Source organism: cyanobacterium endosymbiont of Rhopalodia gibberula (assembly GCF_003574135.1).
GTDB lineage: Bacteria > Cyanobacteriota > Cyanobacteriia > Cyanobacteriales > Microcystaceae > Rippkaea.
Window position 1 is genome coordinate 1481414 of the sequence record NZ_AP018341.1, and the last position, 13849, is coordinate 1495262.

At 38.8% G+C, this 13849-nt stretch carries 7 protein-coding genes; 3 read left to right on the forward strand and 4 right to left on the reverse strand.

Annotated elements, in window-relative coordinates:
• Nucleotides 1–20: 20 nt before the first annotated feature.
• Nucleotides 21–1187, reverse strand: a complete 1167-nt coding sequence (locus tag RGRSB_RS04770; protein ID WP_119260067.1) for a DUF3747 domain-containing protein — start codon at nt 1185–1187, stop codon at nt 21–23.
• A 533-nt stretch (nt 1188–1720) separates the two neighbouring features.
• Between RGRSB_RS04770 and gltB the strand changes: the two genes are divergently transcribed.
• From gltB to RGRSB_RS04785, 3 genes are all read left to right on the forward strand, one after another.
• Entirely contained in the window at nt 1721–6385 is a 4665-nt protein-coding gene (gene gltB / locus RGRSB_RS04775) for a glutamate synthase large subunit (protein WP_119260068.1), read from the forward strand.
• A gap of 323 nt (nt 6386–6708) precedes the next feature.
• A complete protein-coding gene (locus tag RGRSB_RS04780) occupies nt 6709–6909 on the forward strand; it encodes a hypothetical protein (RefSeq protein ID WP_119260069.1) in 201 nt (66 codons plus the stop codon).
• 1409 nt (nt 6910–8318) lie between these two features.
• Nucleotides 8319–9158, forward strand: a complete 840-nt coding sequence (locus tag RGRSB_RS04785; RefSeq protein WP_119260960.1) for a hypothetical protein — start codon at nt 8319–8321, stop codon at nt 9156–9158.
• A 129-nt stretch (nt 9159–9287) separates the two neighbouring features.
• Here RGRSB_RS04785 and RGRSB_RS04790 read toward each other — a convergent pair whose 3' ends face one another.
• From RGRSB_RS04790 to RGRSB_RS04800, 3 genes are all read right to left on the reverse strand, one after another.
• On the reverse strand, nt 9288–10133 hold the full coding sequence (locus RGRSB_RS04790) for a LysM peptidoglycan-binding domain-containing M23 family metallopeptidase (RefSeq protein ID WP_119260070.1): 846 nt from the start codon (nt 10131–10133) through the stop codon (nt 9288–9290).
• Between the two features lie 4 nt (nt 10134–10137).
• Nucleotides 10138–11436: a homoserine dehydrogenase gene (locus RGRSB_RS04795; protein ID WP_119260071.1), complete on the reverse strand. Its 1299-nt coding sequence runs from the start codon at nt 11434–11436 to the stop codon at nt 10138–10140.
• 349 nt (nt 11437–11785) lie between these two features.
• Nucleotides 11786–13822: an FAD-dependent oxidoreductase gene (locus tag RGRSB_RS04800; protein ID WP_119260072.1), complete on the reverse strand. Its 2037-nt coding sequence runs from the start codon at nt 13820–13822 to the stop codon at nt 11786–11788.
• Between the last annotated feature and the right edge of the window lie 27 nt (nt 13823–13849).

Here is a 13849-nt window from a genome sequence, read left to right on the forward strand (position 1 = left end):
GGATGACTATATTCTTCCACTTAAGGAATGATAGTCGGTTTGAGTCCAGCATTTTCTAAAGTCCGATGTACTTCTTCAGCATTATCACGATCGCTAAATAGTCCTACTTGCCAGACAGACTTCCCGTTATGAGAAGTGGGAAACGCTTCAGGATAGAGTGATTGCACTTTAACCTTTTGATAATTAGTATTCGTAGCGACAATCACACGGTATCTTTCAAGGGGAGCACGTCGGACAATAGGTGTAGGACTAAACAAAGAACCAACCGTATTAGATAATCCCTTACGCCCCGAATTAGTGCTTGTTGAGGATTGAGGAGGCGGAACGATAGAATTACTGTTATTTTGAGGAGGGGGTGCTAAGGGGGGTAAGTCAGAAAACTTAGGTAAAGGTTCATTAGATAAAGGTTCAGTAATAGTAGACAATAAACGAGGTTGAGGGGGTGGAGGTAGGGTACTAGACGAAGAAAGAGTTGTAGGAGAAACAGATACTGAGGATAAAGGTTTCAACACAGCTGAGGTTTGACTGTCTGGTCGATTTTCTGCAGTAAAAGTCATCTCTCTCATCGGTCTACTATCTTGAGTGTTTTGTCTGGAACTAGAGGAGTTAGTGGCTATCAAAAGAGATTGTTCTTCTATAGCTGAACTATCTCCTGTAAGATACACATGACCCAATACTCTACCGTTATAGGTCCGTTTTGTGAATCTCCAACCAGTACCAAGCTCGAGTCGCATAAATCCACTGGCTATTCCGTTACTTCTTCCAATGATAATTTCGGATTGACTAGAATCATCACGATGGGTTCCGACGAGTCTTAGTTCTCCATCATGTTCTATGACACGTAAGAGATAGTCTAGACCATAATCTTGTCCATCAATGCGGATAGAATAGCCGTTGCTATCTGTACTACGTTCGCAACTTCCTGTAAAATCAAAGTCTAGGAGTAATGGATTAACTAAAACCGGATTAGCCCCACTTTCGCTCCAACATTTTCGCTGTCCAGGAATTTGACGTATGATTAACAAATCGTATTTATTATCGCCATAGGGTCTAGCAATAGCGATAAGGTCATCTTGATTGACTTCTTGTTGCTCGAAAGTTGAAGCATCACTAGGAATATGAGGCGCAAAACCAGTAAAACAAAAGAAGATGATAGTAGCTGTTTTGCCCAGAAGTGTGAGTTTCATAAAAATTCTAATGTTTACGTCTTAGAGAAGAATAAATAGATTTTATTTCCCTCAAGGATTTGATTTAAGTGGGAAAAGGTTAAGGTTGAAGGTTTCGAAGTTTATTTAAAATTTCTACTAGTCATTAGGCATATTTGGTGATTGATGTATTTTTGCTTTTCCACACGACGCACTGACAAGAACAAATGTTGCATCTCCTAAGAATTAGCTTTATCGTTGCGATTTTACTTTGATTTCAATAAACTATCAAAAATTTAAGTTGGTCTAGAATTTAGATAAGCTAAATTATCATTAACAGATTGTATTGTCATGGCTAAGATTCGATAGCATGGAGGTCAGGGATCTTTAAATGCCTCTACAACTAGAAGTGTGGGAAGATTATCTATTTTGTTCCGTTGTCACTAATTGTTGTTAACCACGTCCTAAACATGATGGTTTTGTGAGCTCTTCGCTAAACCGGCTTTAGCGACTGATTTTGCAGTTTAAAACACCATAATACCGTATTTTCAAATTATATGTATAAGCGTAGCCCTATGAAAAAGACCAACCACTTTCTTCAGTTAACTCATCAACCATTGTCTCCCTATTGTGGTCAAAAATGGCTGGTGGAGGAAAGAGATGCCTGTGGGGTTGGTTTTATTGCTGATGTAAAAGGAAAAGGAAGCCATAAACTTATTGAACAGACAATTGTTGCGCTAGGCTGTATAGAACATCGGGGGGGCTGTAGTGCGGATAATGACTCAGGAGACGGTTCGGGGATCATGACAGCCATTCCCCGTGAGGTATTAGTTCCTTGGTTTACCAGTCAAGGTATAACTATGCCACCTGTTGAACAATTAGGGGTCGGGATGGTCTTTCTACCCCAGAATGAAATTAAAAGGGAAGCGGATCGTGCTTATATTGAGACAGTAGTATCCGCAGCCAATTTAAAGGTATTGGGGTGGCGAGAAGTTCCCGTTAAACCTGAGGTTTTAGGTGTTCAGGCTAAACAAAATCAACCCCACATCGAACAAATAATGGTAGCTTCTCCAGCCGGGTTATCAGGAGATGCATTAGATCGAATACTATACATAGTGCGGTCAAGGATAGGTAAGCGACTGGCAGATGACTTCTATATTTGTTCTTTTAGTTGTCGTACTCTTGTTTATAAAGGAATGGTTCGTAGTACGATTTTAGACAAATTCTATGAAGATTTGAAAAACCCTAAGTATATTAGTCGATTCGCTCTATACCATCGTCGCTTTAGTACCAATACCATGCCAAAGTGGTCTTTGGCGCAGCCCATGCGTTTGTTGGGTCACAATGGAGAAATTAATACTCTCATTGGGAATATTAACTCTATGGCAGCCAGAGAAGTTCATTTAAAAATTCCAGGATGGACTTCTGAAGAGGTAGAGGCGTTAACTCCCATTGTCAATAATGACAACAGTGACTCCTACAACCTCGATAGTGCCTTAGAATTATTGGTTCGGACCGGTCGTAGTCCCCTTGAAGCGGCGATGATCCTAGTGCCTGAAGCTTATAAAAATCAACCTGATTTGAAAGATCATCCCGAAATAATTAGTTTTTATCAGTATTATAGTGGTTTTCAAGAACCTTGGGATGGTCCAGCTTTACTTACATTCAGTGATGGTAAAATGGTAGGAGCTTGTTTAGATCGTAACGGTTTACGTCCTGCTCGCTATTGCATTACCAAAGATGATTATTTGGTAGTTGGTTCCGAAGCAGGAGTCGTTGATTTACCAGAAGAAGACATTGTAGAAAAAGGAAGATTAGGACCTGGACAAACTATTGCTGTCGACTTAGAGTCTAAGGAAATTCTTAAAAATTGGGATATTAAGCAACGTATTTCCCAGCGGCATCCTTACTGGGAATGGTTGCAGACTTTTCGTCGAGAAGTCACTCCTCAACCATTCTCAAAAAATATTCTTCTCAATCAACCTGGTCAACTTTTACAACAACAAACCGCTTTTGGATATACGGCCGAAGATGTAGAAATGATCGTGATTCCCATGGCAACTCAAGGAAAAGAACCTATATTCTGTATGGGGGATGACATTCCATTGGCTGTTCTTTCAAATAAACCTCATCTACTCTATGACTATTTTAAACAAAGGTTTGCCCAAGTAACTAACCCTCCCATTGATCCGTTACGGGAAAGTTTGGTGATGTCTTTAGAAATGTTATTAGGAAAACGGGGAAACTTATTAGATCCCAAGGCAGAAGATGCAAAACTGTTAAAAATTGAAAGTCCTCTACTCAATGAAACGGAATTAGAGCAAATCAAATCTTCTGAATTTAAGGTAACGCAACTATCTACCTTGTTTGATCTGACGGCTGGTCCTGGAGGACTTAAAACTAGCTTAGATAGGTTGTGTTACGAAGCCATTCAAGCGGTTCAAGATGGTTCAAAAATTATTATTTTAAGTGATCGTGCTTCGGAAATGGGTAGTGTTGCGGAAACAACCAGTTATATTCCTCCCTTATTAGCTGTAGGAACTATCCACCATCACTTAATTAAACATGGATTACGTCTGCAAACTTCCTTGGTGACAGATACGGCACAATGTTGGAGTACCCATCATTTTGCTTGTTTAGTAGGTTATGGCGCGTCAGCAGTTTGCCCTTATTTGACCCTTGAAACTATCCGTCAATGGTGGAATGATACCAAAACTCAGAAATTAATGGGGAACGGAAAAATTGAACCTATTACTCTCGATGAAGCATTTGCAAATTATCGCCATGCAGTTGAATTAGGGTTATTGAAAATTCTCTCTAAAATGGGAATTTCCTTATTGGCTTCCTATCATGGAGCACAAACTTTCGAAGCGATCGGCCTAAGTCCTGAATTAATTCAAATAGCCTTTGACGGAACTACTAGCCGTGTTGGCGGGTTAAGTACTGTAGAATTAGCTGAAGAAATTATCGCTATTCATAGTCGCGCCTTCCCCAGTCTAACTGATAAAAAACTGAAAAACTTCGGCTTTATTAACTACCGTCCAGGGGGTGAATATCATATGAATTCCCCTAAAATAGCTAAATTTCTTCATAAAGCAGTAGCAGTTTACCAAGAAGGAATAAATAGCGGCAATAAAAAGGGGTATGATCATTATGCGATGTATAGTAAATATCTTGAAGAACGTCCTATTACTGCCTTGCGAGATCTATTAGAATTTAACAGTGATCGCCATTCTATTTCTGTTGAAGAAGTGGAAACAGTCGAAGCCATTGTTAAACGGTTTTGTATTGGGGGAATGTCCTTAGGGGCTTTATCACGCGAGGCACATGAAACTATAGCGATTGCTATGAACCGTTTAGGAGGAAAATCTAATTCCGGGGAAGGAGGAGAAGATCCTATCCGCTTTATTACTCTCACAGATGTAGATGCTAATGGAAACTCCCCTACATTTCCTCACCTAAATGGACTAAAGAATGGGGATACAGCAAGTTCTGCTATTAAACAGATTGCATCAGGAAGGTTTGGAGTAACTCCTGAATATTTGATGAACGGGAAGCAATTAGAAATTAAAATAGCTCAGGGAGCAAAACCAGGGGAAGGAGGACAGTTACCAGGGCAAAAAGTAAGTTCCTATATTGCTATGTTACGGCAGTCCAAATCTGGTGTTACTCTGATTTCTCCCCCTCCTCACCACGATATTTACTCCATTGAAGACTTAGCACAGTTAATCTTTGACTTACATCAGATTAACCCTATGGCTAAAGTTTCAGTAAAACTAGTAGCAGAAATTGGCATAGGAACCATTGCAGTAGGCGTTGCTAAAGCTAACGCTGATGTTATTCAAGTTTCAGGACATGATGGGGGGACGGGTGCATCACCTTTAAGTTCCATTAAACATGCGGGATGCCCTTGGGAATTAGGGATTACCGAAGTTCATAGGACGTTGTTAGAAAATCAATTGCGTGATCGCGTCATTTTACGTGCTGATGGTGGCTTAAAAACCGGATGGGATGTAATGATGGCAGCATTGATGGGGGCTGAACAATACGGTTTCGGTTCTATTGCTATTATCGCTGAGGGCTGTATTATGGCCCGCATTTGCCATACCAATAACTGTCCGGTGGGGGTTGCGACTCAACAAGAAAAGTTGCGTCAAAGGTTTAGTGGGGTTCCTGAAAATGTAACCAATTTATTCTACTTTATTGCCGAAGAAATACGGTCAATTCTAGCGACATTAGGCTATCGTTCCTTAGATGAAGTGATTGGACGTTCTGATCTTTTAATTTCTCGCAAAACACCAAAATTAACCAAAACCCAAGCGTTAAATCTCGATTGTTTAATTAAACTTCCTAATGTAAAAGAAGATCGCAGTTGGTTGAACCATGAAGCAGTTCACAGTAATGGAGAGGTGTTAGATGATCGCATTTTAGCTGATACGGAGATTGCCTCTTCAATTGATGAACACCGTTCCGTGACAAAAAATATTAGGATTGTCAATACTGACCGCACGGTTGGAGCGCGTATCTCTGGGGTAATCGCTAAAAAGTATGGAAATACTGGATTTAAAGGTAAATTAAACCTCAACTTCAAAGGAGCATCTGGTCAAAGTTTTGGGGCATTTAACCTTCCTGGCATGATTTTACACCTTGAAGGGGAAGCCAACGATTATGTTGGTAAAGGAATGCACGGAGGAGAAATTGTAATTGTTCCGCATAAGGAAAGTAGTTATAAGCCAGAAAATAGCGTTATTATTGGTAATACTTGCCTTTATGGGTCTACAGGTGGTTTTTTATATGCCAATGGCCGTGCAGGTGAACGATTTGGGGTGCGCAATTCCTTAGGGAAAGCAGTTATTGAAGGTGCTGGCGATCATTGCTGTGAGTATATGACGGGAGGTGTGATCGTAGTTTTAGGAACTATTGGCCGTAACGTAAGTGCAGGAATGACTGGAGGACTAGGTTACTTCTTGGATGAAGAAGGAAATTTCCCAGAAAAGGTGAACCTTGAAACCGTGGAAATTCAAAAGATTTGCACTGAAGCAGGAGAATTTCAGTTAAAAGGATTAATTCAATCTCATGTTGACCGTACGGGTAGCCAGAAAGGACAGATGATCCTCGATAATTGGGGGGATTATGTGGGTAAATTCTGGCAAGTATTTCCCTCCTCTGAAGCGAATAGTCCTGAGATAAACCCTAATCCCGTTAAAAATAAGGAGAAAACCTTAACTCCTGTTAAATAATTACTATCTCGTAATTTCCATAGCCCCTTTCCTGATGTGAGAGGGGTTATTTTAAAGTCTTTTGTCCGTTTTTGAAAATCAATGTAACATGTAAAAAACAATGTTGATCATCAACCCTGATTAAGAAACAAAGATCTATTGGAAATAAAAACAAATTGGCACTCATTTGTTCATTGAAATATGGTGCTTCGACCACATGCAACGATTTATTTTCATAAAAAGTATATTTCATACTTGTAAATATCAAATCTGAGTTGGAGTCGCTACGCGAAGCTGAACAAAATATTTATAGTCTTGTGCATTCTAGTTAAAGATCTGCAACAATGCCTAATGTATTATATAACCAGCTTAAAGTGACTAGTAGTGGAATCTATTCTGTTGACTCTACTGCATCAGGAGTCGATAGGGCTTTCATATCTATATCAGCAGTAGTGAAAGAACCCTTGGCTACTGCTGATATAGATATTTTGGTGGAAAAGGAAAAGTTGTTTATGACTCAAAGGCTCTTACAGAGGCAATTGTAAACAACAAAGATAAAATTGAGGGGATAGGTTGTTATGTAAATAACAGTTCCATCATGGAAGCTAGTATCATACTTGTTATGACTTATAATCCTGCGACTGGGTTAATTATCATTTCAGGAGTTCTTCTAAGTTCGGTTCCACAAGATCTTAGTAAAAAGATATATAAGTTATAAGTTAAACGACAGAAAGTTAGAAAAAATTTACTAAGAAAATTGACAATAAATAGGAGCAAGTGTGATTGCTTTTTTTTTAGCATATATTACACGTTGTTAACACACTGACATTAATATTTATTAATGAAATTTAGTGAAGGATAAGACAAACTCTTTAAACAGTAAACAAGAAATACTAGATCAAGACTAGTCCTAATTTACATTACATAATTCACCCCTTATATAATTATATACATGTATTCATAATAATTATTATGTAATGTAAATTGTTTTGGATTTCCAATATAATTTTTTCAAAAACTACGCTGTCAAAGATTATCTCCTCTTCATTTTACTCTTAACAAGGAAATTTCTTATTTAATTTGTAACTGATCGCTACAATGTTCGTTACATAAATTTTAATCAATGTCCTACAAATAAAATATTATCATCAGATAATGAACTCTCTTCTAATAGAACTAGATTGTAATGAGTATATCTTACATGATTAATAAAATCGAGAACATGCATAATTTTAGGAACATAAAATTAGCTTTAATATCTTGACTTTTCCCTTTTTTACCGAGATAAAATCATTTTACCTTGATAAAAAGTATCGTAACTTACGGCTCAAATAACTTTAACTTTTAATCAATCGCTAATCAGTTGAAAAACTGCATTGTTTTTGGATAATGTTCAAAGATAATAAAGATGATTTTTTAAAAAAACTATAGCATTAACTTTAATATATTATTGTCTTGTAACTTAGTGATAAGTTTCTTTAATTTAGCCAAAAACAATTGATAATGAGCAACAAGAGTAATAATAAAATCGACTATACACACTTTTAGTTTTATTGTCAAATCGAACCTAAGATAATTATTAAGACCTTTTAATGTGTAATCGCTAATTCTGTAGTATGGTAAGTGGCTAAATTTTTTTCAAAAAAAACAACTATCTAAAACTGAAACTTTTTATATGATTAGTACCCGTTTAGAAAATTTATTTATCACACATTGTACCCCCTAAAAGTATTGATAGCTAACGACTTTTAGAGAGATGTTTTTACTATTTCTAAAAATGTCGTGAGAATACTCCCATTAAACCGTCTGACGAGTTTTGAATACATTCTGACGACATTCAGATACAATACTGTTAATATAAAGTTCTTCAACATTTAGATCTTAAATATTGACAGGACTCGATGTCCTTAATGACATTAGTTTTGTCATGCACTTCGATTTATCACCAGAAATTATGACTGGAAAAGTATTTGACGGCAATCCAGCCGCCTTCCTCATTCTTGTCCTTCCCCTAGCGGCAGGGATCGTTTTTTTGTATAAAGCTTGGCTATGGATTTTAGTGGTCGTAAGTTTAACTATACTCTGGAAAGCTTGGAATAATTACCAATGGCAACAGTGGTGTTTTCAGATTAACCCAATTTTTAATGAGTTACTACAAGTAAACCAGGGATGCCTCACTCCAATGGATTTGTCCTTAAAAGCCAATCTCTCTGCTAAAAGTGCCAACCTATTTCTCTCCAAGAAAGCTCAGGAATATGGGGCTTATTGTAAAAAATTACCCGATAAAGGTATGGTTTATTACTTTATTACTACTAGTACTTTAGGTAGTATTTTTGACGACAGTGAACCTGAACTTTCAATTGAAGAGTCAGAAGATGTTGAACTTATAGCTAACAGCATTGACTCTAATATCATGTCAAAGACTTCCAAAACTAAGCAAGATGAACTTTCTGACACAGCAGTAAAGGTTTTTTCCCAACTAGCCGAACTCGAAGAAAAACGACAAAAATTAGGACAGCGCGCTACTGAAACATCTGCTAATCTTGAACCGGAAACAATTGCTCAGACGTTCTCAGAAAGTTCATTAAGCGAGGAGGAATTTACTAAAATACCTTCCGGATTATCTTTAATCCAAGTAGATTTGGCTAAGCGTTTGGACACAACCCCAAGTACTATTGGAAGACGAAAAAGCGATCCTAGCTTTCCGGAATGGAGTCGAAGTAAAGATCCTGAAGGAATCGCTTGGAAATATTTGCAAAAATTAAGACTCTTCGTTCCAGCAAATACTAAGTAATAGGTCTACGGGTATGGGGAATAGATAATGATCTAAAACGCATTCATGCAAAAGGCATAAAGTGATGAAAGACGGTTTCCCGTTTTCTGTTCTTTACCTCCACTGAAAACTTTTTGTTACGAACACGACTTAAAGTTCTGGTAAATGAATCACTGGATCTTGAGCAACCCAACCTACGGGAAACTTATAACGAATTTCAAAGTGTAAATGAGATTCTAATAAATCTGGCTGTCCTGTTTTTCCCACATGTCCTACTACATCTCCTCCTTGAACCGTCTGACCTATCTTTACCTGAAACCGATTTAAATGAGCATAACGGGTTTGTCTGCCATCGCCATGGTCTACTACAACTAAAAACCCGTAGGTTCCTTCCTGAGCAGCAAATATTACCTTTCCGGTATCAGCAGACAGGACTGAAGTTCCTACCTGAGCTAATAAATCTATTCCTCCATGAAAAAAAGACTGTCTTGTTGTTGGATTACGGTGCCATCCATAGGTTAACCCTACCTTAGCAACGGAGGATAAGGGGTATTTCTTAAGTCCCATATAGTCATTTTGCCTCGTCTTTTCTCTAATCTGCCAAGTTACCCCAGGAATGTACACCACAGTAGGAGTTTTGACACAACCATTAATTTCAAAAAGTACATCAGCACGAATACCATAAGCTGTAGCTAAATCACTCCAAGTCGCTCCATCAGGAACTTCTACTCGGATTCCATTAAACGGAGGAATCAGAACTTTCTGTCCAACCCGAACTGGCTTTCTCTTCAGATTTGGATTTAGTCTGACCAAAGTTTCGGGAATTAAATTATAATTTTGGGCAATACTAGATAGGCTTTCTCCTGAGACAACTTGATGATGTTGCAGACGAGATAAAACTGGAGTAGGACACAGTTGAGATGGTGATGTTTGGGCCAAATTAAAAAGAGGAGTAATTACAGAGACTAGGAAGGTTAACAGCAGTTGACTACTCACAGACCTACAAAACTCGTAAAATACTAGGGATACTTTTTATTGCCTCTAGGGTACGGACTTCATCTAGGGCAGTTCGGAAATTTCCTTCACAAACATAATGAGTAACAACCACAATTTCTGCTAGTTCCTCTTTAAACCCAATTTGTACCACAGACTCCAAACTCACTTGATAGTTCCCAAAACTTGTTCCAAGATGACCGATTACTCCTGGGACATCCCTAGTGAGGAAGCGAACATAAAAACGGGTTTCAATGGCTTCTATCGGGGTGATTTGACAATAATGCTGATGTATACAACTCAATAAAGGGTCAAGAGTTTGGGTACGATTATTGCTTTTGAGTATAGCTACAATATTCATGATATCTGAAACAACTGCGCTGGCTGTAGGACCGGCTCCTGCCCCTGGACCATAAAACATAACTTGTCCGAGAGGATCGCCTTCAACTAGAATGGCATTGTTCACTCGGTCGACATTGGCTAAGGGATGGGATTTAGGCACTAGGGTAGGATGGACCCGTAGTTGGAGGGTATGCGATTCTGTTCCCTCTAATCCTTTAGCGATTGCCAGAAGTTTAATCACAAACCCTAATTTATCTGCATAGGCAATATCGACTGTACTTACTTTGCGAATTCCTTCACAGTAGACACTCTCTCGTTGGACCCGTCCACCAAATCCTAGAGAGGCTAAGATGGCAATTTTATCAGCCGCATCCAACCCATCCACATCAGCGGTTGGATCGGCTTCGGCATAGCCCAACCGTTGCGCTTCGATTAAGACATCACTAAAATCAGCTCCAGCATTGGTCATTTGGGTTAGAATATAGTTAGTGGTTCCGTTAACAATGCCGATGATACTGGTGATGCGGTTTGCTCCTAAAGACTGTTTGAGAGGTTTAATAATAGGGATTCCACCACCAACAGATGCTTCTAGAAGAACATACACGCCCGCACGATTGGCCGCTTCGTAAATCTCGTCCCCGTGACGGGCGATAACCGCTTTATTAGCGGTAACAACGTGTTTTCCTTGGTCGATCGCTTGCAAAATCAGTGTTCGTGCTGGTTCTAGTCCGCCTAATAATTCCACCACAATGCTAATCTCAGGATCAGTAACAATGGCGTCTAGATCTGTGGTGATTACTCCTGGGGGAAATTTGATTGGACGGGTTTTTTCTAGAGATCGTACCCCTACCTGACTTACAACAATTTCTTCCAACAGAGGATTTCGCCCCGAGGAATCAAGCAATATCTGGGCGGTTCCTGCCCCTACTGTTCCTAAACCTAGCAAACCAATCTTAAAGGCCACCACCGTACTCCTAATCATCCTTATCTTTGATCTAGATTAACGGTTTTTTGCAGTAGTTTCTTAGGAATTTAGAATCTTAGGATATGAATAGGACATTTTAACTTTATAAATATTAGAATTATTAATAATAATTCTAATATTTATACTCTTATACAAAAGTAGAGAGCGACAAACCACTTACTTTCACTGCAAACAGTGATACGAGCCAAACCATCAAAACTGCGATCAAACTGCTAATTGACCAAACACTATAACATGCGTTATGGCAATCGTCTTCACAACAATCTCAACTGAGTTTCTCTCACTAATTGATCCTAGAATTTAAGTCAATTTCATTTCTGAATTAATTTTATTTCCAATTATCCCAATCGTTATTAAAAATAGAAGTATCCGGAAAGCTTGTAAAGTTACCATTTTGATCTAATTTTTTTCGTAATTTTCTTAATTTTTCTGAGCGAAAAATTGGCTCTTTAACCATTTGATACGGTAATATCTGTTGATCCAAAGCAAAAGCTGCAACAGTCCCAGCAGCAGCCCCTGAAGACCATTCAAACGAATGTACCCGATAGGCAGCAGCGGCAATATGACTCACGGCAATACTCTTCCCTGTCACCAACAAATTATCAAGTTTTTGGGGAATCATCGCCCTTAAAGGAACTTGAAACGGGTAAGCTTGCCCAGCACCTTGTCTTTCTCCTTCTCTTTCAGCGTTCTTTGGTTTTTCGGCAGGAAATTCGGTCATACAAGGGTGAAAATCAATAGCATAATGACCTATTCCTACCGAGTCAGGATAAATGGTAGATCGCTTCCGTCTTGTTATGTCACTGGGAGCAATTCTTCCACTCAAAATTCCGAAACCTTCCCATCGTCGAATAGCTGCATGAAGACGACGATAGGTGTCAGGAGAAAGAGTTTTTTTATAAAATTCATCTTGATAATTGCGGCGAGAAATATCAATTTCTGTTATGAGAAACCCATTTTTATAAGCGGAAGACTTCCGTCCAATAATTCGCCTTGCTTCGCGAATATAAGGATATTTAGATAGCCCATGTTTAGTTTCCATCGGAGAGTCAAAACCTGATAGAAAACGATGATTAGGATTAATTTTTTTGACTCCTTCTCCCAGTTGAGAATCTGTAGTTCCCCTCATTAACCAATAAAAATATCCTAAGGCGTTTTCTTCTCCTTTACGTAGGGACTCAGTTCTTAGTCCTCCCATCCATCCTCCAGATTTCAATTGTCCAGTCTCTTGCAATTGTTGACGGGTATATATTAGGTTATCTTGAGGATTTCCTGGACGATAATCATTACCCCAAGTCCAATTTTGCATAGAGATATCCCCGGGAGTGGGAACAGTAAAATTAATTCCCCCAAACTTTTTAGATTTCCCTTTTTTTCGATTCCAAATTCGTCGGTAAGTGTAAACTAAGTCGAAATCAGCTAATCGTTCTAATTCATAACTATAATAAGGAGCATATTGTGAATAGAAAATTGGCATTTTATGCGTTTGAGATTCCTTCATGGTTTCTATAGCAAAAGTATAAGTGAACCCTTGAGTACAGTAAGGATTGCCTGCAACGCTTGATGAAGAGGGTTCAAGATAGGAACGAGGATCAATTCCTAAACGGTGAGGAATGCCCGTTAAGCCGATGATTTCTCCTGTTTCTGTGGCTTCTATAATATACCAGTCTGCGGGCTCTTGTTTGTTATTTTTGTCGGGAGTAAAACGAATAATAGTTTTGTCAAAGCGAGGAGAATTTTCGTAACGGTAAGCGTCTTCAATGGTTTGTGATAAGGGATAAGTATTAAGAGGAGGTTGACCATCAGCCGATTGATGTTGAATAGCAATCACACTTAAAATTTGTTCTCCTGTTCCTCCTCGGGGGTTTTTACCAATATTTATATCTTTAATGACTGTTGAAGGAAACCATTTCAGAGTTCCATTGTGTTTATTAGCTGCATCTTTCAACATCCTCATTAAAATGAGATCTCCGTCTCTCGGTAAAAAACAGGATTCACTTACCCAACAGTCTCCAGGATTGAGCTTGCCATAATGCTGTTTGATGCGTTTTCTTAATTCTAGATAACCACGGGGGTAAATTAACTGTGATCGCTGGGTTTGTCGTTCGTCTAAAGCAGAAGTTCCCTGGGCCGAAATTTGCCCTCCCACCCAGTCAGTAATTTCGGTAAGACAGACAGTTTTTCCATCCAGTAAACCTTCATAAGCTGCAGCTGTTCCCGCAAGTCCTCCACCAACAATCAGCATTCCACATTCAACAGTTTTATCGGGAGTACGAGGAGGGTTAGCCAGGGTCAAAGGAACAGTAATTTGTCCTAGAATGATGCTGAGAGGCAATGTAGCTAAATAACGGGGGATTTCGTGCATTACTTGTATGTCCTTTATAAGAAATAG

What these genes read in the sequence shown, in the direction of transcription:
- RGRSB_RS04770 (WP_119260067.1), bottom strand. Translation starts at nt 1,187, where the DNA reads ATGAAACTCACACTTCTGGGCAAAACAGCTACTATCATCTTCTTTTGT.
- gltB (WP_119260068.1), top strand. Translation starts at nt 1,721, where the DNA reads ATGAAAAAGACCAACCACTTTCTTCAGTTAACTCATCAACCATTGTCT.
- RGRSB_RS04780 (WP_119260069.1), top strand. Translation starts at nt 6,709, where the DNA reads ATGCCTAATGTATTATATAACCAGCTTAAAGTGACTAGTAGTGGAATC.
- RGRSB_RS04785 (WP_119260960.1), top strand. Translation starts at nt 8,319, where the DNA reads ATGACTGGAAAAGTATTTGACGGCAATCCAGCCGCCTTCCTCATTCTT.
- RGRSB_RS04800 (WP_119260072.1), bottom strand. Translation starts at nt 13,822, where the DNA reads ATGCACGAAATCCCCCGTTATTTAGCTACATTGCCTCTCAGCATCATT.